Source organism: Streptomyces sp. NBC_00045 (assembly GCF_045041095.1).
GTDB lineage: Bacteria > Actinomycetota > Actinomycetes > Streptomycetales > Streptomycetaceae > Streptomyces.
On record NZ_CP108271.1, the window covers coordinates 4,083,009 to 4,109,850 of the forward strand.

General features: G+C 69.6%; 21 protein-coding genes. 12 read left to right on the forward strand and 9 right to left on the reverse strand.

Going from position 1 to position 26,842, the window contains the following annotated elements; all coding sequences use genetic code 11:
* Positions 1 to 19: 19 nt before the first annotated feature.
* On the reverse strand, positions 20 to 1,405 hold the full coding sequence (locus tag OHA65_RS19095) for a serine hydrolase domain-containing protein (RefSeq protein WP_327284298.1): 1,386 nt from the start codon (positions 1,403 to 1,405) through the stop codon (positions 20 to 22).
* Positions 1,406 to 1,414: 9 nt separating this feature from the next.
* Entirely contained in the window at positions 1,415 to 2,878 is a 1,464-nt protein-coding gene (dnaB, locus tag OHA65_RS19100) for a replicative DNA helicase (RefSeq protein WP_054227308.1), read from the reverse strand.
* 453 nt (positions 2,879 to 3,331) lie between these two features.
* Here dnaB and OHA65_RS19105 point away from each other — a divergent pair, with 453 nt between their 5' ends.
* Positions 3,332 to 4,669 carry an MATE family efflux transporter gene (locus tag OHA65_RS19105; protein WP_405762182.1) on the forward strand — a complete coding sequence of 446 codons (1,338 nt, stop codon included), beginning with the start codon at positions 3,332 to 3,334 and terminating at the stop codon, positions 4,667 to 4,669.
* A 139-nt stretch (positions 4,670 to 4,808) separates the two neighbouring features.
* On the opposite strand, the gene rplI is transcribed toward OHA65_RS19105, so the two are convergent.
* From rplI to rpsF, 4 genes are all read right to left on the reverse strand, one after another.
* Positions 4,809 to 5,255 carry a 50S ribosomal protein L9 gene (gene rplI, locus OHA65_RS19110; RefSeq protein ID WP_327284300.1) on the reverse strand — a complete coding sequence of 149 codons (447 nt, stop codon included), beginning with the start codon at positions 5,253 to 5,255 and terminating at the stop codon, positions 4,809 to 4,811.
* Positions 5,256 to 5,273: 18 nt separating this feature from the next.
* The gene (rpsR, locus tag OHA65_RS19115) at positions 5,274 to 5,510 is read right to left on the reverse strand and encodes a 30S ribosomal protein S18 (RefSeq protein ID WP_005315025.1); all 237 of its coding nucleotides are present in this window, start codon (positions 5,508 to 5,510) and stop codon (positions 5,274 to 5,276) included.
* A 43-nt stretch (positions 5,511 to 5,553) separates the two neighbouring features.
* A complete protein-coding gene (locus tag OHA65_RS19120) occupies positions 5,554 to 6,144 on the reverse strand; it encodes a single-stranded DNA-binding protein (RefSeq protein ID WP_327284301.1) in 591 nt (196 codons plus the stop codon).
* A 72-nt stretch (positions 6,145 to 6,216) separates the two neighbouring features.
* On the reverse strand, positions 6,217 to 6,507 hold the full coding sequence (gene rpsF, locus OHA65_RS19125; RefSeq protein ID WP_004950685.1) for a 30S ribosomal protein S6: 291 nt from the start codon (positions 6,505 to 6,507) through the stop codon (positions 6,217 to 6,219).
* A 250-nt stretch (positions 6,508 to 6,757) separates the two neighbouring features.
* Between rpsF and OHA65_RS19130 the strand changes: the two genes are divergently transcribed.
* The 3 genes from OHA65_RS19130 to OHA65_RS19140 all read left to right on the forward strand — a co-directional run bounded on the left by OHA65_RS19130 (position 6,758) and on the right by OHA65_RS19140 (position 9,423).
* A complete protein-coding gene (locus tag OHA65_RS19130; protein WP_327284302.1) occupies positions 6,758 to 7,072 on the forward strand; it encodes a hypothetical protein in 315 nt (104 codons plus the stop codon).
* 130 nt (positions 7,073 to 7,202) lie between these two features.
* Positions 7,203 to 8,321, forward strand: coding sequence for a peptidoglycan bridge formation glycyltransferase FemA/FemB family protein (locus tag OHA65_RS19135; protein ID WP_327284303.1), 1,119 nt, complete (start codon positions 7,203 to 7,205; stop codon positions 8,319 to 8,321).
* Positions 8,322 to 8,391: 70 nt separating this feature from the next.
* Entirely contained in the window at positions 8,392 to 9,423 is a 1,032-nt protein-coding gene (locus tag OHA65_RS19140; RefSeq protein WP_327284304.1) for an alanine racemase, read from the forward strand.
* Positions 9,424 to 9,451: 28 nt separating this feature from the next.
* On the opposite strand, the gene OHA65_RS19145 is transcribed toward OHA65_RS19140, so the two are convergent.
* Together OHA65_RS19145 and OHA65_RS19150 are read right to left on the reverse strand one after the other, a co-directional pair.
* Positions 9,452 to 10,912, reverse strand: coding sequence for a glycosyltransferase family 87 protein (locus tag OHA65_RS19145; RefSeq protein ID WP_405762184.1), 1,461 nt, complete (start codon positions 10,910 to 10,912; stop codon positions 9,452 to 9,454).
* 87 nt (positions 10,913 to 10,999) lie between these two features.
* Entirely contained in the window at positions 11,000 to 13,585 is a 2,586-nt protein-coding gene (locus OHA65_RS19150; protein ID WP_327284306.1) for a transglycosylase domain-containing protein, read from the reverse strand.
* Positions 13,586 to 13,859: 274 nt separating this feature from the next.
* On the opposite strand from OHA65_RS19150, the gene OHA65_RS19155 reads away from it, so the two are divergent.
* The 3 genes from OHA65_RS19155 to OHA65_RS19165 all read left to right on the forward strand — a co-directional run bounded on the left by OHA65_RS19155 (position 13,860) and on the right by OHA65_RS19165 (position 16,965).
* Positions 13,860 to 14,462 (forward strand): PadR family transcriptional regulator, encoded by a 603-nt coding sequence (locus OHA65_RS19155; protein ID WP_030292615.1) that lies wholly within the window; start codon positions 13,860 to 13,862, stop codon positions 14,460 to 14,462.
* Positions 14,463 to 14,511: 49 nt separating this feature from the next.
* A complete protein-coding gene (locus OHA65_RS19160; protein ID WP_327284307.1) occupies positions 14,512 to 15,594 on the forward strand; it encodes an inositol-3-phosphate synthase in 1,083 nt (360 codons plus the stop codon).
* A 105-nt stretch (positions 15,595 to 15,699) separates the two neighbouring features.
* Positions 15,700 to 16,965 carry an MFS transporter gene (locus tag OHA65_RS19165; RefSeq protein ID WP_327284308.1) on the forward strand — a complete coding sequence of 422 codons (1,266 nt, stop codon included), beginning with the start codon at positions 15,700 to 15,702 and terminating at the stop codon, positions 16,963 to 16,965.
* Positions 16,966 to 17,018: 53 nt separating this feature from the next.
* Here OHA65_RS19165 and OHA65_RS19170 read toward each other — a convergent pair whose 3' ends face one another.
* On the reverse strand, positions 17,019 to 18,485 hold the full coding sequence (locus tag OHA65_RS19170; RefSeq protein ID WP_327284309.1) for a CCA tRNA nucleotidyltransferase: 1,467 nt from the start codon (positions 18,483 to 18,485) through the stop codon (positions 17,019 to 17,021).
* A 184-nt stretch (positions 18,486 to 18,669) separates the two neighbouring features.
* Between OHA65_RS19170 and OHA65_RS19175 the strand changes: the two genes are divergently transcribed.
* The 5 genes from OHA65_RS19175 (at position 18,670) to OHA65_RS19195 (ending at position 26,785) form a co-directional block, all read left to right on the forward strand.
* Positions 18,670 to 20,937 carry a DUF6049 family protein gene (locus OHA65_RS19175; protein ID WP_328763215.1) on the forward strand — a complete coding sequence of 756 codons (2,268 nt, stop codon included), beginning with the start codon at positions 18,670 to 18,672 and terminating at the stop codon, positions 20,935 to 20,937.
* 46 nt (positions 20,938 to 20,983) lie between these two features.
* Positions 20,984 to 23,158 (forward strand): murein biosynthesis integral membrane protein MurJ, encoded by a 2,175-nt coding sequence (gene murJ, locus OHA65_RS19180; protein ID WP_371644150.1) that lies wholly within the window; start codon positions 20,984 to 20,986, stop codon positions 23,156 to 23,158.
* A gap of 117 nt (positions 23,159 to 23,275) precedes the next feature.
* Positions 23,276 to 25,006: a protein kinase family protein gene (locus tag OHA65_RS19185; protein WP_327284312.1), complete on the forward strand. Its 1,731-nt coding sequence runs from the start codon at positions 23,276 to 23,278 to the stop codon at positions 25,004 to 25,006.
* 136 nt (positions 25,007 to 25,142) lie between these two features.
* Positions 25,143 to 25,844, forward strand: coding sequence for an RNA polymerase sigma factor SigM (sigM, locus tag OHA65_RS19190; protein WP_327284313.1), 702 nt, complete (start codon positions 25,143 to 25,145; stop codon positions 25,842 to 25,844).
* Entirely contained in the window at positions 25,841 to 26,785 is a 945-nt protein-coding gene (locus OHA65_RS19195; protein ID WP_327284314.1) for a zf-HC2 domain-containing protein, read from the forward strand. Before sigM ends, OHA65_RS19195 begins: the two co-directional genes overlap by 4 nt.
* Positions 26,786 to 26,842 lie beyond the last annotated feature (57 nt).

Here is a 26,842-nt window from a genome sequence, read left to right on the forward strand (position 1 = left end):
CTCGATTCGGAAGACGGCCTCAGCCGATGCCGCGCCAGCCCTGCGGGTCCACCCCGCCGGGCACGGGAGCCTGCGCGTCGTACGGCTCCCTCGTGAACACGAACGAGCCCAGGTCGAGATGGCTCACCGAACCGTCCTCACGGCGGACCGCCCGCAGTGTCTCTCCCGCGTAGTAGCCGCAGACCCCGGTCCAACTGCCGTCGGGCTGTGCCCGGAACCGGGCCGACCGACCCATCGCGCCCATGGGCGCGAGCTCCAGCAGCCCGTCCGCCTTCAACCGCACCGCCTGCGCCGACGTGCCCCAGTACCAGGGGCCGCACAGCTCCAGGGCGACCGGGTCGGCCTCCCGGAACGGCCGCCACGGCTGCGGGAACGGCGGCTCCGCTTCCGCGACGATCGCCACCAGGTCCGCGGCCACCGCCGAGGCGGGCAGCCCCGACGTGCAGTTCGCCAGCACCACGGCCGCCACGTCGTCCGCCTCGCTCAGCCACAGGCCCGCGACGAACCCCGGCAGCGAGCCGCTGTGACCCGTGAGCCTGCGCCCCCGGTCGTCCATCAGCTGCATGCCGAGCCCGTAGCCGAGCTCGGCGAGACCGGGCTCCGGCGGTGCGGCCGGCGTCCGCATCTCCCGTACCGACTCCGCGCTCAGCACCCGCTCGTCACCCCGGGCGAGGAACATCGCGAACCGGGCCAAGTCACTGGTCGTGGACCAGAGTTGTCCGGCTGCAGCCATCAGCCCCAGGTCCTCCAGCGGCTCGGGCATCATCACGTCGGCCCACGGGTGCACCGCCCAACCGCCGGCGTGCGGAGCCTGCGGCTGCGCCGTCGTACGGTCGAGCGCGAGCGGCTCCAGCACCTCGGCCCGGAGCACCTCTTCCCACGGCTTGCCCCGTACGGCCTCCACGAGCGAACCCAGCAGCGTGTAGCCCGGGTTGGAGTAGTGGTGCCGCCTGCCGGGCCGGAACCGGTACGGCTCCTCGCCCAGCACGTCCGCGAGCTCGGGCCGCAGCGCCCCGGGCGTGCGCTCCCACCATTCGCCCGGCGTCTCCGCCGCCAACCCACCGGTATGGGCCAGCAGCTGGGCGATGGTCACTTCGCCGACGCCCGTCCCCGGCAGGTGCTGCTCCAGAGGGTCCTCAAGGCGCAGCAGGCCCTCGTCCCGCAGGCGCATCACCACGACGGCGGTGAAGGTCTTGCTGATCGACCCGATCCGGTACTGCACGTTCCCGTCGGGCCCGTGCCCCTCGACGGACGTCCGGGAGCCCTCCCAGACCAGCTCGCCGCCGCGGGCCACGGCCGCCACCACCGACGGCGCCCTTCCTTCGCTCTGCGCGACGGCGATCCGGTGCCTCAGCGCACGCCGGGTGGCAGGGAACAGTTCCCGATCTTCAGATACGGCATCCATGATCGGATGCTACGTGTTGGCCATGTCCACGAACCGCGAATAGTGGCCCTGGAAGGCGACCGTGATCGTCGCCGTGGGGCCGTTACGGTGCTTCGCCACGATCAGGTCCGCCTCGCCCGCGCGGGGCGACTCCTTCTCGTACGCGTCCTCGCGGTGCAGCAGGATCACCATGTCGGCGTCCTGCTCGATCGAGCCCGACTCACGCAGGTCGGAGACCATCGGCTTCTTGTCGGTGCGCTGCTCGGGACCACGGTTCAGCTGGGACAGCGCGATCACCGGCACCTCAAGCTCCTTGGCCAGCAGCTTGAGGTTTCGGGACATGTCCGAGACCTCCTGCTGGCGGCTCTCGGGACGGCGCGAGCCGCCCGACTGCATCAGCTGGAGGTAGTCGATGACCACGAGCGAGAGGTCGTTGCGCTGCTTGAGGCGCCGACACTTCGCCCGGATCTCCATCATCGACAGGTTCGGCGAGTCGTCGATGTAGAGCGGGGCGGCGGAGACGTCCGGCATCCGGCGGGCGAGCCGCGTCCAGTCGTCGTCCGTCATGGTGCCGGAGCGCATGTGGTGCAGGGCCACCCGGGCTTCCGCCGACAGGAGGCGCATCGCGATCTCGTTGCGGCCCATTTCGAGGGAGAAGATCACGCTCGGCAAGTTGCTCTTGATGGAACAGGCCCGGGCGAAGTCGAGCGCGAGGGTGGACTTACCCATGGCGGGGCGGGCCGCGATGACGATCATCTGGCCGGGGTGCAGGCCGTTGGTCAGCGAATCGAGGTCCGTGAAGCCGGTCGGTACGCCCGACATCTGACCGCTGCGCGAGCCGATGGCCTCGATCTCGTCGAGTGCGCCCTCCATGATGTCGCCCAGCGGCAGGTAGTCCTCGGAGGTCCGCTGTTCGGTGACGGCGTAGATCTCGGCCTGGGCGCTGTTGACGATCTCGTCGACGTCGCCGTCGGCCGCGTATCCCATCTGCGTGATCTTCGTACCGGCTGCGACGAGACGGCGCAGCACGGCCCGCTCGTGGACGATCTCCGCGTAGTACTCGGCGTTCGCCGCGGTGGGCACCGACTGGACGAGCGTGTGCAGGTACGAGGCCCCGCCGACCTTGCTGATCTCGCCGCGGCGGGTCAGCTCGGCGCCGACCGTGATCGGGTCGGCCGGCTCGCCCTTCGCGTACAGATCGAGGATCGCCTGGTAGATCGTCTCGTGCGAGGGCCGGTAGAAGTCATGACCCTTGATGACCTCGACGACGTCCGCGATGGCGTCCTTGGACAGCAGCATGCCGCCGAGCACCGACTGCTCGGCATCGAGGTCCTGGGGCGGGACGCGCTCGAAGCCGCCGCCCCCGCCGTCCCAGGAGCCGCCCTCGCGGCCCCGGTCGTGCTGTTCGTCCCCGCGGCCGCGGTTGTCGCTGTTACGGCGCGAACGGGCGGGCAGACGGTCACCCGGACCGCTGTCGGCCCAGGGGTCGTCCATGGGCTCGGGCATACTCACCGGGCCGCCTCCTCCCGTCCGCAACGCGGACCTCGCCGTGCCACTCTTTCTACGACACGGCTCTGACATTTGGGACACCCGAATCCGCAGTCGGCAAGTCGGGCAACGCACAACGGTAGGGCCGAGAGCGACGTCAGCCAATCTTGTTATCCACAGGCTGTGTGGATGAGATGTGGATGACCGACCCAATGCTGTGGGTAACTCGCCGGAAGCTGTGCACGGACCGGGGGACGGTGCTGTGGACAAAATCACCTGCCCTACCCACACACCCCACCTGACCTGCAAATTCTTCCTCCACGGGCTGTGGGGGAGAAAATTCTTGGCCCTGGTCCCGAGATCGCCTCAAACGGGGTGCCGAGAACGCGCAAGTCAACTCATCGGTAAGCCTCCAAAGACTGTTGCGTCTATTACCTGTGGAAGATTAGATTGAGCGCCATGACACAGGCCCTCGCCCCGCTGAAGGGTGCCCCGAAACGGCACGACCGCGAGATCCTCGCACTCGCCGTGCCGGCGTTCGGCGCGCTCGTCGCCGAGCCCCTATTCGTGATGGCCGACAGCGCCATCGTGGGACACCTCGGCACCCCCCAGCTGGCAGGACTCGGCATCGCCGCCGCCCTCCTCACCACCGCCGTCAGCGTCTTCGTCTTCCTCGCCTACGCCACCACCGCGGCCGTCTCCCGCCGGGTCGGCGCGGGCGACCTCCCGGCCGCGATCCGTCAGGGCATGGACGGCATCTGGCTCGCCCTCCTGATCGGCGCCGCGGTCGTCGCCTTCGTTCTGCCGACCGCGCCCTGGCTGATCTCCCTCTTCGGGGCGTCCGACACCGTCGCCCCCCACGCGGTCACCTATCTGCGGATCTCGGCCCTGGGCATCCCGGCCATGTTGATGGTCCTCGCCGCCACCGGCGTCCTCCGCGGGCTCCAGGACACCCGTACCCCGCTCTACGTCGCCGTCGGAGGCTTCGCCCTCAACGCGGGCCTGAACGGCGTCCTCGTGTACGGCGTCGGCTTCGGCATCGCCGGCTCCGCCTGGGGCACGGTGATCGCCCAGTGCGCCATGGCCGGTGTCTACCTCGTCGTGGTCGTCCGTGGTGCACGTAAGCACGGGGCCTCCTTGCGCCCCGACGCCACCGGCATCCGGGCCTGCGCCCAGGCCGGCGTACCGCTGCTCGTGCGCACCCTGTCCTTGCGCGCCGTCCTGATCATCGCGACCGCCGTGGCGGCGCGACTCGGCGACGCGGAAATCGCCGCCCACCAGATCCTGCTCTCCCTGTGGAGCCTGCTCGCCTTCGCCCTCGACGCGATCGCCATCGCCGGGCAGGCCATCATCGGCCGCTACCTCGGCGCCGACGACACCGAGGGCGCCAAAGCCGTCTGCCGCCGCATCGTCCAGTGGGGCATCGTCTCGGGAATCGTCCTGGGCGCCCTCGTGATCGCGGCCCGCCCCCTGTTCATCCCCTTGTTCACCAGCGACCCTGCGGTCGAGGACGCCCTGCTGCCCGCCCTGCTGGTCGTAGCCCTTTCCCAGCCGGTGTCCGGCATCGTCTTCGTGCTCGACGGGGTCCTGATGGGCGCCGGAGACGGCCGGTACCTGGCCTGGGCGATGCTCCTGACGCTCGCCGTGTTCACTCCGGCCGCCCTGCTCATCCCGACCGTAGGCGGCGGCCTGACCATGCTCTGGTGGGCCATGGCACTGATGATGCTGGTCCGGATGGCCACGCTCCAGCTACGTGCCCGCTCCGGCCGGTGGCTGGTCGCGGGAGCGACCCGCTGATCCGCTGATCCGCGAGGCCATGTTTCACGTGAAACAGAGAACGCCCCTCAGGACGTTTCACGTGAAACATCGCCCGGCGATCCCCGACAACGACGAAGGGCCGCACCCCCAGAGGGGTGCGGCCCTTCGCGTGCAGCACTTAGGCGGCGACAACCTCGACGCCCACGTTCGCGGCGACCTCAGCGTGCAGACGCACGGAGACCTGGTACGAACCGAGGGTCTTGATCGGGGCAGCCAGCTCGACGCGGCGCTTGTCGACCTTCGGACCACCGGAAGCCTCGATCGCCGTGGCGATGTCGGCCGGGGTCACGGAGCCGAAGAGACGGCCGGCGTCACCCGAGCGGGTGGCCAGACGGACCTTCGTGCCTTCGAGCTTGGCCTTGATCTCGTTGGCCTGCTCGATGGTCGCGATCTCGTGGATCTTGCGGGCGCGGCGGATCTGCGCCACGTCCTTCTCGCCACCCTTGGTCCAGCGGATCGCGAAACCACGCGGGACCAGGTAGTTGCGAGCGTAACCGTCCTTGACGTCGACGACATCGCCGGCGGCACCGAGGCCAGAAACCTCGTGGGTCAGGATGATCTTCATTAGTCGGTCACCCTTTCCTTATCGCGCGGTGGACGTGTAGGGCAGCAGTGCCATCTCACGGCTGTTCTTCACGGCCGTGGCGACGTCACGCTGGTGCTGCGTGCAGTTGCCGGTGACGCGGCGGGCACGGATCTTGCCGCGGTCGGAAATGAACTTCCGCAGCATGTTCGTGTCCTTGTAGTCCACGTACGCGGTCTTGTCCTTGCAGAACGCGCAGACCTTCTTCTTAGGCTTGCGCACAGGCGGCTTCGCCATTGTGTCTCTCCTGTGTGATCAAGAAGTGGGGATGCGAGCTTCCCTAGAAGGGGGGCTCGTCCGAGTAGCCACCGTTGGAACCGCCGGAGCTTCCGCCCCAGCCGCCCCCGCCGCCCTGCTGCTGCTGGCCGCCGGCCGGCGCGCTGGACGCCCACGGGTCGTCGGAGGGAGCTCCGCCGCCCTGCGGGGCGCCGCCGCTGGGGGCTCCGCCCCAGCCACCGCCGCCACCCTGCTGCTGGCCGCCGCCGTATCCACCCTGGCCACCGCGACCGGTGGTCTTGGCGACCTTGGCCGTGGCGTTCTTCAGGCTGGGGCCGACTTCCTCGACGTCCAGCTCGTAGACCGTGCGCTTGACACCCTCACGGTCCTCGTACGACCGCTGCCTCAGCCGGCCCTGCACGATCACGCGCATGCCTCGCTGAAGGGACTCGGCGACGTTCTCCGCCGCCTGCCGCCACACCGAGCAGGTCAGGAACAGGCTCTCGCCGTCCTTCCACTCGTTGGTCTGACGGTCGAAGGTGCGGGGGGTGGACGCGACACGGAACTTCGCGACCGCCGCACCCGAGGGGGTGAAGCGCAGCTCGGGGTCGTCGACGAGATTGCCGACGACCGTGATGACGGTCTCGCCTGCCATGGATGAACCTCTCGGCGGGAATTGCTGCTGGGCTGCTGTGCTACTCGGTCCCGATTACCGCTGAACCGAAGTTCAGTGGGTCTCGGGGCGAAGGACCTTGGTCCGGAGAACCGACTCGTTCAGGTTCATCTGTCGGTCAAGCTCCTTGACGACCGCAGGCTCGGCCTGAAGGTCGATGACCGAGTAGATGCCCTCGGGCTTCTTCTTGATCTCGTAAGCGAGACGACGACGGCCCCAGGTGTCGACCTTCTCGACCTTTCCGTTGCCCTCACGGACGACGGAAAGGAAGTTCTCGATCAACGGGGAGACAGCGCGCTCCTCAAGATCGGGGTCGAGGATGACCATCACTTCGTAGTGACGCATGTGGAACCCACCTCCTTTGGACTCAGCGGCCACGGTCGTTCCGTGGCAGGAGGGTCGTGATGCGTACGCACGGCGTCCGAGAGCAGACACCGCGCAGACCGTACAGACTACCTGCTCGACTCCTTCCGGTTGAAATCCGGCAGGAAGAGGCCACACTCTGTATTCATCGGGTGTGCTCGGTGCTATGCCCCGGCTCCTGCCGGCGGCGACCCCGCAGCACCGCTCTGCGTCAGCCAGGAGGTGCCTTCCGATGGCACAGGCAATGCGACCCCAGTCCTCCATCTCGCTCTTCGCGACCGACGGCAAGCCCCACCCGCTGCAGGACGCCCTGATGGTGGCCACGGTGGTCCTCGGCCTCGTGGCGTTCGTCACGGGATTCTTCGACAATCTGCACCTGATCAGCTCGTGGACCGGGCTCGTCGGCATCCTGACCGGCGCGTACGGACAGTTCATCTCGGAGACGACACGCGAGCGCTTCGCACTGATCATCGGGCTTGGCGCCTCGGCCGTGGGCTTCTACCTCGGCATGGCGCACGGCGGTCTCTTCGGCGGCTGGGCGGGCTGACCGGGGCACCTCGGCGACAGGGCGCCGGCCTCTCACCGGCCCGGGCACGGCCCGTCCCCCAGATGGGTGGCGCCCTTGTCGCAGTAGGCTTCGCGCCATAGCCAGCGAAGCCGCCGAGGAGACGCCCCGCATGAGCCTGTCCCTGAGGACCATCAGCCGAGAGCAGCATCTGGGATATCTCCAGAGCCTGCCCTCGGCTAGCCACTGCCAGGTCCCGGCGTGGGCCGACGTGAAGAACGAGTGGCGCTCCGAGAACCTCGGTTGGTTCGACCAGAACGACGAACTGGTCGGCGCCGCCCTCGTGTTGTACCGCCAGCTGCCGAAGGTGAAGCGGTACCTCGCCTACCTTCCCGAGGGCCCTGTCATCAACTGGTACGCGCCGAACCTGGAGGAGTGGCTCCAGCCGATGCTGGCCCACCTCAAGCGTCAGGGCGCGTTCACCGTGAAGATGGGTCCGCCCGTCGTCATCCGCCGCTGGAACGCCGCCGCCATCAAGGCCGGAATCCAGGACCCTGAGGTCAAGCGCCTGCGCGACGTGGAGGCCTCGCACATCGAGCCCCGCGCCTTCGAGGTGTCCGACAAGCTGCGCCGCATGGGCTGGCAGCAGGGCGAGGACGGCGGCGCCGGCTTCGGCGACGTGCAGCCCCGCTACGTCTTCCAGGTGCCGCTCGCCAACCGCTCGCTGGACGACGTCCTCAAGGGCTTCAACCAGCTGTGGCGCCGCAACATCAAGAAGGCCGAGAAGGCCGGCGTCGAGGTCGTCCAGGGCACCTACGAGGACCTGCCGGTCTGGCAGGAGCTGTACGAGATCACGGCCGAGCGCGACAAGTTCCGCCCGCGCCCGCTCAGCTACTTCCAGCGCCAGTGGACGGCCCTCAACTCCGAGGACCCGAACCGGATGCGGCTGTACATCGCGAAGCACGAGGGGGAGCCGCTGGCCGCCGCCACGATGCTCACCGTCGGCCAGCACGTCTGGTACTCGTACGGCGCCTCCGCGAACCACAAGCGCGAGGTCCGGCCGTCGAACGCGATGCAGTGGCGCATGCTGCGCGACTCGTACGCGCTCGGCGCCAGCGTCTACGACCTGCGCGGCATCAGTGACACGCTGGACGAGAACGACCACCTGTTCGGCCTCATCCAGTTCAAGGTCGGTACGGGCGGCGAGGCCGTCGAGTACGTCGGCGAATGGGACTTCCCGCTCAACAAGATGCTGCACAAGGCGCTCGACATCTACATGTCGCGTCGCTGACCTGCTGCTGCACCCCCCACACAACGCATCGCTGCACAGGCAGCTTTTTCGAGAGAGGCTCCGGACGGGCATGGCGCTCACGCTCTACGTCGACACCGCGCGCTGGCGTGCGCACCAGAAGCAGATCCAGGACCAGTTCCCGGGGATGATTCCGGTCTGCAAGGGCAACGGCTACGGCTTCGGCCACGAGCGGTTGTGCGAGGAGGCGACCCGGCTGGGCGCCGACGTGCTGGCCGTCGGGACCACGTACGAGGCCGCCAGCATCAAGGACCTCTTCGGCGGCGACCTGCTCGTCCTCACCCCGTTCCGGCGGGGTGAGGAGCCGGTGCCGCTGCCGGACCGGGTGATCCGCTCGGTGTCCTCCCTGGACGGGGTCCGCGGTCTGGTCGGCGCCCGCGTGGTCATCGAGTGCATGAGTTCGATGCGCCGACACGGCATCTCCGAGCAGGACCTGGGCCAGCTGCACGCGGCGATCGAGGACGTGCGGCTGGAGGGCTTCGCCCTGCACCTGCCGCTGGACCGCCCGGACGGCTCGGACGCCGTCGAGGAGGTCATCGGCTGGATGGACCGGCTGCGCGCGGCCCGGCTGCCGCTGCACACCATGTTCGTCAGCCACCTGCGGGCCCAGGAACTGGCCCGGCTCCAGCAGCAGTTCCCGCAGACCCGTTTCCGGGCGCGGATCGGCACCCGGCTGTGGCTGGGCGACCACGAGGCGACCGAGTACCGGGGCGCCGTCCTGGACGTCACGCGCGTCGCGAAGGGTGACAGGTTCGGCTACCGCCAGCAGAAGGCCGCCTCCGACGGGTGGCTGGTCGTGGTCGCGGGCGGCACCTCGCACGGGGTGGGTCTGGAGGCTCCCAAGGCCCTGCACGGCGTGATGCCGCGTGCCAAGGGCGTGGCCCGGGCCGGTCTGGCCACCGTGAACCGGAACCTTTCGCCCTTCGTGTGGGCGGGCAAGCAGCGCTGGTTCGCGGAGCCCCCGCACATGCAGGTCTCGATCCTGTTCGTGCCGTCGGACTCCCCCGAGCCGAAGGTCGGCGACGAGCTGGTGGCGCACCTGCGCCACACCACCACGCAGTTCGACCGGGTGCTCGACGCCTGAAACCCACCCGGTCGTTGAGGGGGACCGGTCAGCCCCTGGGGGCCGTGCCCCACTCGACCCGCTGTCCCTGCGAGGGCGCCGCATCCTGCGGCGCCCTCGCGGCGTCCGACAGCACGAACACGTCCTCGGCCCCGTCCAGGACACCACCGGACGGGTCGTCGGATCCGTCGCGGCGCACGACGTCCCGCTCGGGCAGCAGGATGTCGCGGACGACGACCGCGCACAGGTAGAGGGTCGCCAACAGGTGGGCGGTGATCGCCAGCTGGTATCCCTCCACGGGCAGGCCCTGGTGCTTGTCCCCGCTGGTCGTGTAGGCGAGGTACAGCCAGATCCCGAGGAAGTACACGACCTCGCCGGCCTGCCAGATCAGGAAGTCCCGCCAGCGCGGCCGGGCCAGCGCCGCCAGCGGGATGAGCCACAGCACGTACTGCGGCGAGTAGACCTTGTTGGCCAGGATGAAGGCGGCCACGACCAGGAACGCCAGCTGGGCGAAGCGGGGGCGGCGCGGGGCGGTCAGCGTGAGCACCCCGATGCCCGCGCACAGCAGCAGCGTCAGGCCCGTCGCGTAGGTGTTCGCGTCGTGCAGGGGGTTCCCGGAACGCTGGGAGATGAGCAGCCACACGGAGCCGAAGTCGATCGGGCGTTCTTGGCTGAACGTGTAGAACTTCTTCCAGCCGTCCCAGGCGAGGAGCATGACGGGCAGGTTCACCACGAGCCAGGAGACGGCCGCGCCGAGGGCGGCTGAGCCGAACGCCCGCCACTTCCCGGTCCGCCAGCACAACACGAACAGCACGCCGAGCAGCAGGACGGGGTAGAGCTTGGCGGCGGTGGCCAGGCCGATGAAGACGCCGAAGAGCAGGGTCCGGCCGCGGGACCACATGAGCATCCCCGCGGCGGTCAGGGCGATGGCCAGCAGGTCCCAGTTGATCGTCGCGGTGAGCGCGAAGGCGGGCGCGAGGGCGAAGAGCAGCGCGTCCCAGGGCCGGCGGTGGTGGGTGCGCACGACGCACACGGCGATGACCGCGGTACAGGCCATCAGCATCCCCGCATTGACCATCCAGTACATCTGCTCGCGGTGCTGGATGGAACCGCCGCCGGGGGTGAGCCAGGAGGCCACCTCCATGAAGAGCCCGGTGAGCACCGGGTACTCCAGGTACTCCATGTCACCGGGGAGGCGGTCGAAGTAGGGCGTGAGCCCGTCGGCGAAGCCGCGTACGGAGAACAGGTGCGGGATGTCGGAGTAGCAGGCGTGGGTGTACTGGGAGCCGGCTCCCCGGAACCACGCCCAGTCGTAGCAGGGCAGTTTCTGCACCATGCCGAGCGCGAACATCCCCAGGGCGACCAGGACCACGACGCGGACCGGGGTCAGCCAGTGGCCGCCCAGCCGGGCGTAGCGGCCCATCGGGCCGCCGAGGAACTCGCTGCCGGCCGCGGCGACCTCGTCCTGCTGGGTGGGCAGTACGGGCCGGTCCTCGTGCACCTTCGTCATGCGCTCATCCTGCCGTACGGGGCCTGGCGTGCGGGAGGGCCGCCGCACCGTGTGCGACGGCCCTCGTGGGAGCAGGGGGGAGGCGGGTCAGCCCGCGGTCCCCATGCTGGCTCCCCAGCTGGTGCCGCCCGGGCGGCCCGGTCTGCCCGACGGCGAGGGCGACGGTGATCCGCTGGAGCCGCCGCCGGGGCCACCGTTGGTGTTGCCGCTGTTGGTGCCGCCGCCGCTGTCCGGGATGCAGTAGAGCTCCCACGGCTTGCAGGTCGGCTTGCCGCCCTTCGACGGGCTCGGGGAGACCGGCGGAGAGGAGCTAGCCGAGGGCGAGGGCATCGACGGGGAGGGCGACGGGGAGAAGGAGGGAGACGGAGAAGGGGCGCCGGAGGCGTCCGCGGTGACGCCGATCTTGTCGGCCTCCGGGAACTCCTTGACCGGGGTGCCCTTGAGGGCTTCCTTCATGTACTCGGTCCAGATCGCGGCCGGGATGTCGCCACCGTGGATGGAGTCGACGCCGCCCACGCCGTTCATGGAGATCAGCTTCTTGTCCGCCGAATTCGGGTCGCTACGGAACAGGGCCACCGAGGTGGACAGCTCCGGGGTGTAGCCGACGAACCAGGCCGACTTGTTCTGGTCGGTGGTTCCGGTCTTGCCGGCGGCGGGCCGGGTGAAGCCGAGCTTCCTGACCTTGGTGCCGGTGCCGTTGTCGACGACGTTCTCCAGCACCTTGGTGACGTTGTCGGCGATGGAGTCGTCCATCGCCCGCTGCTCCTTGGGGGCCCCGAAGCCGGGCAGCTCCTTGCCGTCCTTCTCCACGCTGGTCACCGAGAAGGGATCGCGGTGGGTGCCGGAGGCGGCGAAGGTGGCGTAGGAGTCGGCCATGCGGATGGCGCTCGGGGTCGAGGTGCCGAGGGCGAACGAGGCGTCGTCGTTCGGGTTCATCGAGTCCTTGAGGATGCCCGTGGACTGGGCCATCTCCCGGACCTTGCTGTGGCCGACGTCGAAGACGAGCTGCGCGAACGGCACGTTGATGGACTTCTCCATCGCCTCGTTGAGGGTCACGTATCCGTAGGGGTAGGTGCTCTCGTTCTTCTGCTTGAACGGCTTGCCCGAGGCGTCCCGCAGCGGCTTGCCGTCGCGGTTGTTGATCACGGTCAGGTCGTTCGCGTTGTACTTGCTGTCGGCCGAAATGCCCTCGCCGTGCGAGTTCTGGGTGCCGTACCGCATCGCGGCCGCCAGGACGTACGGCTTCCAGGTCGAGCCGACCGGGACGCCGAGCGTGTCGGCGTTGTTGCTGAAGTACTTCTTGTCCATGCCCGGGCCGCCGTACAGGGCCACGATCGCCCCGGTCTTCACGTCCACGGAGGCGGCGCCGAACTGGACGAAGGTGTCGTACTCGGGCCGGGCCTTCTCGTCGAGGAAGTCGTTGCGGGTGTCCTCCACGGCCTTGACCAGGGCGTCCACCTTGGGCTTCTGGAAGGTGGTCTTGATCTGGTAGCCGCCGCGGGCCATCTCTTCCGCCGTGAGGCCCGTGACCTTCATCACGTACTTCTTGGCCGTGTCGACCAGGTAGCCGGTCTGTCCGGACAGGCTGCGGGCCTGCTCGGAATCGACGATCTTCGGGAACTCCGTGAACTGGTCCCGCTCGGCCTTCTGCATCCGGCCGACCGCGACCTCGCGGTCCAGGACCCAGGCCCAGCGCTCCTTGGCCCGCTCGGTGTTCTTCTCGGGGGTGGCGGCGGAACCGACGCCGCCGTCCGGGTTGTAGAGGTTGGGGCCCTTGAGCACGGAGGCCAGGAAGGCGCTCTCGGACGGCGAGAGGTCCTTGCAGTCCTTGCCGAAGTAGGCCCGCGCGGCCGCCTGGATGCCGTAGGCGTCACGGCCGTAGTAGGCGGTGTTGAGGTACCCCGCGAGGATCGTGTCCTTCTCCTCGGACACGCCCAGCTTTATCGAGATGAAGAGCTCGGTGACCTTGCGCTTCAGCGTCTGGTCGGAGTCCAGGTACGTGTTCTTCACGTACTGCTGGGTGATGGTCGAGCCGCCCTGGGTGGAACCGCCCTTGGCCATGTTCCACACGGCGCGGGCGATGCCCATCGGGTCGACGCCCTTGTCCGTCTCGAACGACTCGTTCTCCGCGGAGATCACGGCGTTCTGCATCGACTTGGGGATCTTGTCGATGGGCACGATCTGCCGGTTCATCGAACCGCCGGTGGCCACCATCTGGGAGTGGTCCGCCCAGTAGAAGACGTTGTTCTGCGCCTGGGCCGCCTTGTTCGGGTCGGGTTTGTTCACCGAGGCGATGCCGATGCCGGCGCCCGCCGTGATGATGGCGAAGAAACCGAGGGCCGTGCCGCAGACCAGCTTCCAGGAGGGCAGGAACCGCTTCCAGCCCTGCTTGTCCGAGCGCGGGTAGTTGATCAGTCGCTTGTCCGGGCGACCCGAGCCGCGGCCGGCGCCGCCGGCACCGCGTCCACGCCCTCCGGATCCGCTGGGAGTGCCCCGGCGGGCACCGGTCCGACCACTATGGCCGGGCGGCTCTGCGTACGGTCCGCTGTGTGACGCCGTGGGTACGTCACGTGCGGGCCCGGCACCCCGGCCAGGGCGCTGCTGGGCGGCCCGGCGGGCCGCGGCTCGTCCACCGCCCTCGGGCTGCGACGGTTTGCGGCGGTGCTCGCTCATCGAACGACTACTCCTCGGGCAGGCGAGTGGCCTGGAAGCGGCAGGCTAATTCCGGTTCCCCCCGTTGTCATGGCCCACAGACTACGCACGCTCAAAACCCGAACAGTGCCGAAGTTCACCCCAAATCAGGCAACTCGCCTGGTACGAATTAGTGATGTGACGCCGGTCACTACCTCACCCCTTGTCGCCGAAGACGGCCCGTTCTATCGTCTGGATGTATCGAGTCGATACATCAGCTCGGTATAAAACTCAGGGGCGAAGGAGAGGCAGGCGGATGAGCAGGCGCTCAGGCATCCTCGAATTCGCCGTCCTCGGCCTGCTTCGCGAATCCCCCATGCACGGGTACGAGCTCCGCAAGCGGCTCAACACCTCACTGGGGGTGTTCCGGGCGTTCAGCTACGGCACGCTCTATCCCTGCCTCAAGACGTTGGTCGCCAACGGCTGGTTGATCGAAGAACCGGGCAACGCCCCGGAAGACGCTCTCGCCACTTCACTCGCAGGGCGCCGCGCCAAGATCGTCTACCGGTTGACGGCAGCGGGGAAGGAGCACTTCGAAGAGCTCCTGTCCCACACGGGCCCGGACGCCTGGGAGGACGAGTCCTTCGCCGCGCGCTTCGCCTTCTTCGGCCAGACCGAGCGGGAAGTGCGCATGCGGGTCCTTGAGGGCCGCCGCAGCAGGCTGGAGGAGCGTCTGGAGAAGATGCGCGCCTCCCTCGCCCGCACACGGGAACGCCTCGACGACTACACGCTTGAGCTGCAGCGGCACGGAATGGAGTCCGTCGAGCGCGAAGTGCGCTGGCTGAACGAGCTCATCGAGAGTGAGCGGGCGGGACGGGATCAGAGACGACCCGGTCCGCCCGACGAAACAGCAAAATGAGGTCTGCACCTCGCAGACCTCGTCCGAGAACAAACAGGGAGCAACCGGAATGGGTTCGGTTCGCGTAGCCATCGTCGGCGTGGGCAACTGCGCCGCCTCGCTGGTGCAGGGCGTCGAGTACTACAAGGACGCCGACCCGGCGGCCAAGGTCCCCGGTCTGATGCACGTCCAGTTCGGCGACTACCACGTGCGTGACATCGAGTTCGTCGCCGCGTTCGACGTCGACGCGAAGAAGGTCGGCCTCGACCTTTCGGACGCCATCGGCGCCAGCGAGAACAACACGATCAAGATCTGTGACGTCCCCAACAAGGGCGTGACCGTGCAGCGCGGCCACACCCTGGACGGCCTGGGCAAGTACTACCGCCTGACGATCGAGGAGTCCCCCGAGGCCCCGGTCGACGTGGTCCAGGTCCTCAAGGACCGCGAGGTCGACGTTCTGATCTGCTACCTGCCCGTCGGTTCCGAGGCTGCGGCGAAGTTCTACGCCCAGTGCGCCATCGACGCCAAGGTCGCCTTCGTCAACGCCCTCCCGGTCTTCATCGCCGGCACCAAGGAATGGGCCGACAAGTTCACCGAGGCCGGTGTCCCGATCGTCGGCGACGACATCAAGTCGCAGGTCGGCGCCACCATCACGCACCGCGTGATGGCGAAGCTGTTCGAGGACCGCGGTGTCCGTCTTGAGCGCACCATGCAGCTCAACGTCGGCGGCAACATGGACTTCAAGAACATGCTGGAGCGCGACCGCCTGGAGTCGAAGAAGATCTCCAAGACGCAGGCCGTCACCTCGCAGATCCCCGACCGCGAGCTCGGCGAGAAGAACGTCCACATCGGCCCGTCCGACTACGTCGCGTGGCTCGACGACCGCAAGTGGGCCTACGTCCGCCTCGAAGGCCGCGCCTTCGGCGACGTCCCGCTGAACCTTGAGTACAAGCTTGAGGTCTGGGACTCCCCGAACTCCGCCGGCGTCATCATCGACGCCCTGCGCGCCGCGAAGATCGCCAAGGACCGCGGCATCGGCGGCCCGATCCTCTCGGCCTCCAGCTACTTCATGAAGTCCCCGCCGGTGCAGTACTTCGACGACGAGGCCCTGGTCAACGTCGAGAAGTTCATCAAGGGCGAGGTCGAGCGCTAGGTCGGACCCCACGGGTCTTCGGACACCTGGTCTTCGACTGTTCTTCCGCGGAGGGTCCCCGGGCAATGTGCCCGGGGACCCTCCGCGTATGTGACCCTTGCCCTCATGCCTGTCGTACGTGATCTGCGCGTACTCCTGCGCCTGAGGGATTTCCGCAACCTGCTCGCCGTACGGCTGCTCTCCCAGGCCGCCGACGGCGTGTACCAGGTGGCACTCGCCACCTACGTGGTGTTCTCCCCCGAGAAGCAGACCTCGCCCGCGGCCATCGCCTCGGCCATGGCGGTGCTGCTGCTGCCCTACTCGTTGATCGGCCCCTTCGCCGGGGTGCTGCTCGACCGCTGGCGGCGGCGCCAGGTCTTCCTCTACGGCAACCTGCTGCGCGCCTTCCTGGCCTGCGTCACCGGCGTACTGATCGTCGCGCACGTCCCCGACTGGCTCTTCTACGCCTCGGCCCTGTCGGTGACCGCGGTCAACCGCTTCGTGCTGGCCGGGCTCGCCGCCTCCCTGCCCCACGTCGTCGGCCCCGGCCAGCTGGTCACCGCCAATTCGCTCTCGCCCACGGCCGGGACGCTCGCGGCGGTCGCCGGCGGGGGACTCGCCTTCCTCATGCAGCTGCTGGCCTCGGACTCCAACGCCCTGGTGGTGCTGCTGGGTGCCGGGCTCTACCTGTGTGCGGGCCTGGTCTCGCTACGTCTGGCCGTGGGCCTGCTCGGTCCGGACCACCCGGCCGGACGGATGCACCCTTCGGTCGCCGAGGGGGTCGTGCTGACCTTCCGGGGCATGGTGGAAGGGCTGCGGCACCTGGCCTCCCGGCGCGAGGCGGCCCAGACGCTCACTGCCATGACCGTGATGCGCTTCTGCTACGGCGCCCTGTTCGTGACGCTCCTCATGCTCTGCCGCTACTCCTGGTCGGACGGCGAATCCGCCGGTCTCGCCCTGCTGGGCATCGCGGTCGGCGTCTCCGGGGCCGGATTCTTCGCCGCTGCCGTCGTCACCCCATGGCTGGTGGGCCGTCTGGGCACCCGTGGCTGGATCACGGCCTGCTCCGCCGGGGCCGCGATCCTGGTGCCCCCGCTCGGCCTGTTCTTCGAACCCGGACCGATGCTGGTCGCGGCCTTCGTGCTCGGCCTCGCCACCCAAGCCGCCAAGATCTCCACCGACACGGCCATCCAGTCCCATGTGGACGACGACTTCCGCGGCCGTGTGTTCTCCGTCTACGACGTGCTGTTCAACATCGCGTTCGTGAGCGCGGCCGCGGTGGCCGCCCTCATGCTCCCGCCGGACGGCCAGTCCGTCCTACTGATCGTGAGCGTGGCCGCCCTCTACGCGGTGAACGCGGCCTGCCTGAAGCGGCAGGGCGCGCCCGTGTGAAGCGTCGGCCGGAGCGATGTTTCACGTGAAACATCGCTCCGGTCCGCCATGCCTCAGGCCTGCGCGGCCCACCACTCCTTGAGCGCAGCGACGGCGGCGGCGCGTTCCATCGGGCCGTTCTCCAGCCGCAGCTCCAGCAGGAAGGCATAGGCCTTGCCGATCACCGGGCCGGGGCCGGTGCCCAGGACCTGCATGATCTCGTTGCCGTCCAGGTCGGGACGGATGGAGTCGAGCTCCTCCTGCTCCTGAAGCTGCGCGATGCGCTCCTCCAGACCGTCATAGGTGCGGGAGAGGGCATTGGCCTTGCGCTTGTTGCGCGTGGTGCAGTCGGACCGGGTCAGCTTGTGCAGGCGGTCCAGGAGCGGGCCGGCGTCGCGGACGTAGCGCCGTACCGCGGAGTCGGTCCACTCGCCGTCCCCGTAGCCGTGGAAGCGCAGGTGCAGCTCCACCAGCCGGGACACGTCCTTGACCATGTCGTTGGAGTACTTCAACGCGGTCATGCGCTTCTTGGTCATCTTCGCGCCCACCACCTCGTGGTGGTGGAAGGAGACCCGGCCGTCGCTCTCGAAGCGACGGGTGCGCGGCTTGCCGATGTCGTGGAGCAGAGCCGCCAGCCGCAGCGCCAGGTCCGGACCGTCCTGCTCCAGCGCGATGGCCTGCTCCAGCACGATCAACGAGTGGTCGTAGACGTCCTTGTGCCGGTGGTGCTCGTCGCTCTCCAACCGCAGGGCGGGCAGCTCGGGCAGGACGTGGTCGGCGAGCCCGGTGTCCACGAGGAGGCCCAGGCCCTTGCGGGGGTGCGTGGACAGCAGCAGCTTGTTCAGCTCGCCCTGCACCCGCTCCGCCGAGACGATCTCGATCCGCTCCGACATCGCCTTCATCGCCGCCACGACCTCGGGTGCGACCTCGAAGTCGAGCTGGGCGGCGAAGCGCGCCGCACGCAGCATCCGCAGCGGGTCGTCGGAGAAGGAGTCCTCCGGGGTGCCGGGAGTGCGCAGCACGCCCGCCTGGAGGTCCTCCAGGCCGCCGTGGGGATCCACGAACTCCTTCTCCGGAAGCGCGACCGCCATCGCGTTCACGGTGAAGTCGCGGCGGACCAGGTCCTCGTCGATCGAGTCGCCGTAGGAGACCTCCGGCTTGCGCGAGGTGCGGTCGTACGACTCCGAGCGGTAGGTGGTGACCTCGATCTGGAAGTTTCGATCAGCGCCTCCGACGCGGGCGCCCTTCTGGGCTCCGACGGTGCCGAAGGCGATGCCGACGTCCCACACCGAGTCCGCCCACGGCCGGACGATCTTCAGAACGTCCTCGGGGCGGGCATCGGTGGTGAAGTCGAGGTCGTTGCCGAGACGCCCGAGCAGCGCATCGCGTACGGACCCGCCGACCAGGGCAAGGCGGAAGCCGGCCTCCTGGAACCGGCGGCCGAGCTCGTCGGCGACAGGGGCGACCCGCAGCAGTTCGCTGACCGCGTGGTGCTGCACCTGACTCAGGGCACTGGGATTGTCTTCGTTGGCGTTCGGCACAACAGAAAAGGGTACGTGCCCGGCCCGGCTGGGGCTTCCTCGTTTACGGCACCCCGGCGCCCGGCGGCCCGGAAGCGGAGCCGATCATGTGGAGCAAGGCGCGGCACTCGCGCACGGCGGGTCTCGTTACCATCTGTGGACGCACGAACGACGACCACTGACACTTCGAGGGACGGGCTAGCGCGTGGCCGAGGCGGCAGACATCCAGGGGGCACCGCCCGCTCCTGCCCGGCGCCGCTGGCTGCGGCGCGCCATCGTCCTGCTGGCAGGGACCCCCGTGCTCGCCGCTCTGGTCTACTCGCCTGCTCCCCAGGCCGCCCAGGCCGCCGACGGGGGAACCGTCGACGTACAGCTGGACGAGATGGCGCCCACGGCCCCGGTCAAGGGCGACACCCTCACGATCTCCGGCAGCGTGGTCAACAACGGCCGCGAGACGATCACCGGCGCGCACGTGGGTCTGCGGGTGGGGCCCGCCCTCAGCGACCGGGCCTCGATCGACGAGGCGGCGGAACGCGCCGGCTTCCGGGCGGGCACGGATCCCGGTGAGATCGACCAGGCCTTCGCCGTGAAGATCCCCTCGCTGCCGTCGAAGGTGAAGCAGGACTTCACCCTCACGGTCCCGGTGAACAAGCTGGAGCTGGACAAGGACGGCGTCTACCAGCTCGGCGTCTCGCTGTCCGGCGAGACCGAGAGCCGCCAGTACGAGCAGGTCCTCGGCATCAAGCGGACCTTCCTGCCCTGGCAGCCGGAGGCCGCCGCCAAGCGCTCCCAGATCACCTACCTGTGGCCCCTGATCTCCACCACGCGCCTGACCGCCGAGACCGGCTCGGACGAGCTGCAGACCCCCGTCTTCCTCGACGACTCCCTCGCCGAGGAGCTCAAGTCCGGCGGGCGCCTCCAGCAGATGGTCGCCCTCGGCAAGGACCTGCCCGTCACCTGGGTCATCGACCCCGACCTGCTGTACACGGTCGACGCGATGACCAAGGGCTACCGGTACCGCACCCCGGACGGCCGGATCGTCCAGGGCAAGAACAAGGCCGTCGCCGAACAGTGGCTGAGCTCCCTGGAGACCGCGGTCCAAGGCAAGAAGATCGTCGCGCTGCCGTTCGCCGACCCCGACATCGCCTCCCTCGCCCACCAGGGCAAGGACGTCTCGGGGACCCTGGGCCAGCTGCGGCCGGCCACCGACAAGGCGAAGCAGGCCGTGGAGACCGTCCTGCACGTCACCCCGTCCACCGACTTCTCCTGGCCTGTGGACGGCGCCATCGACCCGTCGATCGTCAATGTGGCGACCTCGGCGGGCGCCCACAACGTCCTCACGCGCAGCGACAGCCTCCAGGAGACCGGCGCCCTCGGCTACACGCCCTCGGCGGCCCGTCCCATCGGTGCGGGCACCACCGCCGTCGTCGCCGACGCCGACCTCTCCACCGCCTTCGAGGGCGACATGCTGAACGCCGGGAACGCCACCCTGGCCGTGCAGCGCTTCCTCGCCCAGAGCCTCGCCCTGAACCTGCAGAAGACCGACAACCAGCGCAGCTTCGTCGTCACCCCGCAGCGGATGCCCTCCACCAGCCAGGTGCAGTCGATGGCGGCCGCCATACGCGGGCTCCAGGCGGGCCGCTGGACCCAGCCGGCCGACCTCGACACCGCGGCCACCGCCAAGCCCGACCCGGGCGTCAACACCCAGGTCCCCGGCGCGGGCCAGTACCCCGAGGCGCTGCGCAAGACGGAGCTCCCGGTCTCCGCCTTCGAGAAGATCCGCACCACCCAGAACACCCTCGACCACTTCAAGGTGATCCTCAGCGCCCCCGACCGCGTGGAGATCCCCTTTGGGAACACCACCAACCGCGAGATGTCCACCTCCTGGCGCGGCCGCCCCGAAGAGGGCAGGCTCTACCGGGACCAGGTGCAGGAGTACCTCATCGGCCTGACCGAGAAGGTCAAGGTCGTCCCCAAGTCCGACGCCACCTTGTCCGGACACAGCGCGACCATCCCGGTCAGCGTCCAGAACAGCCTCGTCCAGGACGTCCACAACCTCGTCCTGCGGGTGAAGTCCGCCAACCCGACCCGCCTGATGTTCGGCGACAGCGGCCAGGCCGAGCAAGAAGTGACCGTCGCCGGCGGACACAGCCAGACGGTCAAGTTCACCGCCAACGCCACCGCGAGCGGGCCCGTCGAGGTCACGGCACAGCTCTTCACCACCGACGGCGTTCCCTACGGCAAGGCCCGCAAGTTCACCGTCGAGGCCACCGAGATCACTCCGACCGTCATGCTCGTCATCGCCGGCGGCGTCCTGCTCCTCGTCCTGGCAGGCATCAAGATGTACGCCAGCCGCAAGCGCGTCGCAGCCCGGGCGGCCGGCGAGGAGAGCACGCAGCCGAGTGACGAGACCCCGGACACCGGACCGCAAAGCACCGGCCCGTCCGGCACGGGTGAGACAGTGGACCGTTGAGCGATGCCGTGGCCGGTCGGCCTGGGGACGATGAGGTGGGGTTTCGATGAACGCGCCGTACGACGGTGACCGCGCGCAGGGCACTGGTGGGCCCGCGCCCTCCCAGGGCACTGCCCCGGGCACTCCGGTGCCCGGGCAGGTCTCCGTGCCTGCGCCCGCGCCGGACCGCGACCCGTATGTCCAGGACGCCTACGACTACGACCCCTACCGGTCGCAGGACCTGTCGGCCCAGGACCCCGTCGCCGAGGTCCTCTACGACCGAGCTTCGCACCCGCCGCCGCCGCCCGGCACCTACCAGGAGCCCGGCCCGCTCTACGCGGCCCCGCAGGCCCCTGTGCACGCCCCCGACCCGCACGTCTGGGCCCAGACCCCGCCGCCCGAGCCGGACGGTCCCTCCCGGCACCTGCCGTACGGCGACCACGCGACGACCACCCAGTTCGTCGGAGTGGACTCCCTGGTCACCAAGGCCGCGGACGCACAGCCCGAGCCGGACGCCTTCGCGCACCTCTACCGGGACCAGCAGGGAGCTCCCCGCACCCCCGCGGAGGACGCCCCCGTCGCCGCCCCGGCGCCGAGCAAGCCCGCCGGCCGCGCCTCCAGCCTGCTGAAGTCCAGCGCCCTCATGGCCGCCGGCACGATCGTCTCCCGCATCACCGGCTTCATGCGGACCCTCGTCATCGCCGGCGCCATCGGCGTCGGCACGTTCAACGACACGTACCAGATCGCCAACACCCTGCCGACGATGATCTACGTGCTGGTCGGCGGCGGTGCGCTCAACGCCGTCTTCATCCCGCAGCTCGTGCGGGCCATGAAGCAGGACGACGACGGAGGCGAGGCCTACGCCAACCGCCTCCTGACGCTCGTCGTCGTGCTGTTGGCCGCCATCACCACGATCTGTGTCCTCGCCGCGCCCGTGTTCATCACGATGATGTCGCCGAAGCTCGCGTCCGACCCGCAGCAGATGGAGGTGGCGGTCGCCTTTGCCCGCTACTGCCTCCCGACCATGTTCTTCATGGGCGTGCACGTGGTCCTCGGTCAGATCCTCAACGCACGCGGCCGGTTCGGCGCGATGATGTGGACCCCCGTCCTCAACAACATCGTCGTCATCACCACCTTCGGTGCCTTCATCTGGGCCTTCGGCGGCTTCACCACCTCCGGTGTCAGCGCGACCACCGTGACCGCCGACGGTGTCCGCCTGCTGGGCCTCGGCACCCTCCTGGGCCTCACCGTCCAGGCCCTCGCGATGCTGCCCTACCTGCGCGACGCCGGCTTCAAGCCGCGCCTGCGCTTCGACTGGAAGGGGCACGGCCTCGGCAAGGCGGCCGGCCTGGCCAAGTGGACGTTCTTCTTCGTCCTCGCCAACCAGATCGGTCTCGTCGTCGTCACCCAGCTCGCCACCTGGGCCGGATCCGTCGCCGAGAAGCAGGGCCACTCCGGCACCGGCATCACCGCCTACAACTACGCGCTGCTGCTGTGGCAGATGCCGCAGGCCATCATCACCGTCTCCGTCATGACGGCCGTACTGCCCCGCATCTCCCGCTCCGCCCACGACGGGGACGCGGCCGCCGTCCGCGACGACATCTCCTACGGGCTGCGCACCTCGGCCGTCGCGATCGTGCCGTGCGCCTTCGCGTTCCTCGCCCTCGGCGTCCCCATGGCCACGCTGCTGTACGCCGGTTCCGGATCCGGCGCCCAGAACATCGGCTACGTCCTGATGGCGTTCGGCCTCGGGCTGATCCCGTACTCCGTCCAGTACGTCGTCCTGCGCGGGTTCTACGCCTACGAGGACACCCGGACGCCCTTCTACAACACCGTCATCGTCGCCACCGTCAACGCGGCCGTCTCCACCGCCGCGTTCTTCGTGCTCCCCGCGCGCTGGGCGGTCGTCGGCATGGCCGCCGCCTACGGCCTCGGCTACGCCGTCGGCGTCGGGGTCGCCTGGCGGCGCCTGCGCAACCGGCTGGGCGGCGACCTCGACGGCGCCCACGTGATGCGCACCTACGCCCGCCTCACCGGCGCCTGCGTCCCCGCCGCCGCCGTGGGCGGCGCAGCCGCTTACGCTGTCACCCAGTGGCTCGGCAGCGGAGTCACCGGCTCGCTCGCCGCGTTGGCCGCCGGCGCTGCTGCGCTGGCCGCCGTCTTCCTCGTGGCAGCCAAGCGGATGCGCATCGAAGAGCTCAACGCCATGGTCGGAATGGTCCGCGGACGCATGGGGCGCTGATGCGCACAACCGTCGGACCCCTTCGCGTGTCGTGCATAGCGCCGGACTGTGGGCACAATTGGCATGGCTTCGCAGACTGGCCGACAGCGCGTAACGGATGGGGAGGCAGGAACGACGGTGGCGGAACGTAGCACGGCTGCCGTCGACGTGGCCGACAACGGCGGCAACAAGCCGCCGGCCGCAGATGCGGCGAAGGCCACGGCCGACGGGGTGGACACCCAGAACGGACGAGCCGCGGACGGATCCATGCCCGAAAAGGACGGCGAACGCAGAAAAGCGGCTTCTGCGGCCGCGCCCGAACTCCACAGCGGCCACAAGCTGGCCCGGCGCTACCGGCTCGAAGAGTGCGTCACCCGTCTGGACGGATTCAGCAGCTGGCGCGCCATGGACGAGAAGTTGCGCCGTGCCGTGGGCGTCCATCTGCTGCCCGCCGACCACCCTCGGGCCCGCGCCGTGCTGGCCGCCGCCCGCTCCTCCGCGCTGCTCGGCGACCCCCGGTTCGTCCACGTCCTCGACGCGGTGGAGGAGAACGACCTCGTCTACGTCGTCCACGAATGGCTGCCCGACGCCACCGAGCTGACCGCACTCCTCGCCTCGGGCCCCCTGGAGCCCCACGAGGCCTACCAGCTCGTCACCCAGGTCTCCCAGGCCATGGCCGCCGCCCACCGGGAGGGCCTGGCGCACCTGCGCCTGACGCCCAGCGCCATACTGCGCACGTCGACGGGCCAGTACCGCATCCGCGGGCTCGCCGTGAACGCCGCCCTGCGCGGCATCACCAGCGACACCCCGCAGCGCGCGGACACCGAGGCCATCGGCGCACTGCTGTACGCCGCCCTGACCCAGCGCTGGCCCTACGAGAGCGACGCGTACGGCCTCACCGGCCTGCCCAAGGGCGTCGGCCTGCTCGCTCCCGACCAGGTACGGGCCGGGGTGCACCGGGGGCTGGGGGAGCTCGCCATGCGCGCCCTCGCCAACGACGGAGCCACCGCGTCCCGTCAGGAGCCCGCCTGCACCACTCCCGAGGAACTGGCGAAGGCCGTCGCCGCGATGCCCCGCATCCGGCCGCCGGAGCCCGCTTTCACCGCGCCGCCGGAGTACCAGCACACCACCTACCAGCAGGGCAGCTACGGCCGGCCCATGACGCCGGGCACCCCCACGGCGCCGGTGCGTTCCGTCCCGCCCCCGCCGCCCCCGCTGCAGAGCCGTACCGGCCGGGTCCTGAAGTGGGGTGTCGCCGCCCTGCTGATCGCCGCCCTCGGCCTGGGCAGCTGGCAGCTCGCCGACACCCTCCTGGGACGCAACAACGCGGGCTCGGGCAACTCGCAGCCCAAGGCGCCCGCCGAGGACGCACCGAAGAACAAGGAGCCGGGCAAGCCGCTCGACATCAAGCACGCCTCCGTCATCGCCTACGGCGGCGAGGAGGGCGTGAACGCCAAGGACAGCGGAAAGGCCGTCGACGGCAATCCCGACACGGCGTGGATCACCCCGCGGTACGACGGCTTCCCCAACTTCGGCAACCTGACGGGGCGCTTGGACGGCAGCGGCATCATCGTCGACCTCGGCAGCGTGCAGAACGTGTCGGGAGTCGACATCGACCTGTACGCGCCGGGGCAGAAGATCCAGGTGCGCGCGGCGGGCCCGGAAGGCTCCCCGGCGAACGCCTTCTCCGACTTCAACCAGACGATCACCAAGCTGGAGACGGCCCAGAAGAAGCTCCAGGCCACGCTCGAAACCCCGATCCGTACCCGCTACGTGCTGGTGCACATCACCTCGCTGCCGTCCGAGGGCTCGGGTGACAGCTACCGCGGCGGCATCAACGAGATCAAGGTGCTGGGCCAGGCTGGCTGAGCCACCAGCACCGCGCAGGAGCCATGGTGGGCCGGGGAACCATCCCCGACCCACCATGGCTCCTGACGTATGAACCGGCCCCTCGTGCGGGGCCCGCACAGGCTCTACTCTCCATCCCGGGAAGAAGCGAGGTGTGATGCACTCAGCAACGGGAGACGACCGCAGCGACCAGGAACTGCTGGCGCTGCACGTCGCCGGGGATCCCGACGCTTTCGGGGAACTCGTGCGGCGCCACCGCGACCGACTGTGGGCCGTGGCCCTGCGGACCCTCGGCGACCGCGAGGAAGCCGCCGACGCGGTGCAGGACGCCCTCGTCTCCGCCTACCGGGCCGCCCACACCTTCCGCGGGGAATCGGCCGTCACCACCTGGCTCCACCGCATCACCGTCAACGCATGCCTAGACCGGGCCCGTAAGGCCGCCTCCCGCAGGACCTCGCCCCTCGACGACACGGAGCGCCTGGAGCGGCTCCTGGAGCCGCACGAGTCCGCAGAGGCCCCTGCCGAGCGCCAAGACCTCCACCGGCAACTCCTGGCCGCCCTCGGCACGCTCCCGGCCGACCAGCGGGCCGCCCTCGTCCTCGTCGACATGCAGGCCTACCCCGTCGCCGAGGCCGCCCGTATCCTCGACGTCCCCACCGGCACGGTGAAGAGCCGGTGTGCGCGCGGCCGGGCGAAACTCCTCCCGATGCTCACTCATCTGCGCACGAATGCCGGGGATAACACCGCCGCTGAGCGGGGAAGGAACCGGACGCCGGGGACAGCCGTCCCACCAGCGGCAGACCCCAGTCAGCCAGCCCCAGACGCAGACACGGTGAAGGGCGGAGGTGGACGAACGTGACTCCCACAACCGGCACGATCCGGCACCCTGACGTCTCGGAGATCTCCGACCTGACCGAAGGGCTCCTCTCCCCGGTCCGGGCCGCCGAGGTACGCCGCCATCTGGCCGACTGCCCGCTGTGTGCCGACGTCCACGCCTCCCTGGAGGAGATCCGGTCGCTCCTGGGCACCCTGCCAGGACCGCCCAGGATGCCTGCCGACATCGCCGGGCGCATCGACGCGGCCCTCGCCGCAGAGGCCCTCCTCGACTCCACCGCGCCCCGGGCCGAAGCCGTCCCGACCTCCGGGCCCGCCGCCCAGCGCGATGTTTCACGTGAAACATCGCCTGCCGCACCGGCGGGCCAGGGTCCCCGGCGACCCGCCGGTCACCCGGCCGGCGCATCCGGCCCCGGGCGCCGGCGTGCCCGTCGTCGGATCACCGTCATCGCGGGCCTGGCGGGAGCGGCAGCCTGCGCCCTCGCCGTCTTCCTCGCGGGCAACCTGCTCGGGACGGGCTCGCCGGACACTGCCGCGCGTAAATCCGGGACGAGCGCGGCATCCGTGGCCCCCTCCGAGGGCGCGTACACCGCACAGGGCCTCCAGGACAACGTCCGCCGGCTCCTCGGCCCCGGACAGGGGGCCAAGACCGCACCCCAGGAGGAACAGCAGAACAACACGTACGGGCTGGAGAACACGCCTTCCCCCCTGCGGGTGCCAGGGGACGGGAACACGCAAACCCCTCCGGTCCCGTCGTGCGTCCAGGAGGCCACCGGCCGTCCCGACACCCCGCTCGCTGCCGAACGCGGCAACTATCAGGGCACGGAGGTCTACCTGCTCGTCCTGCCGCATCCGGGCGACTCCGCTCGGGTGGACGCCTACCTGGTCGGGGCGGGCTGCGCGGACACTCCTGCGTCGACGGGCTCCGGGCAACCACTGCTGACCCGGACCTACCCGCGGAGCTGACACCTTCGGGTCGGCACGGAACCGGGACGGGAATGCATGCGCCGTAGGATCCGTTGG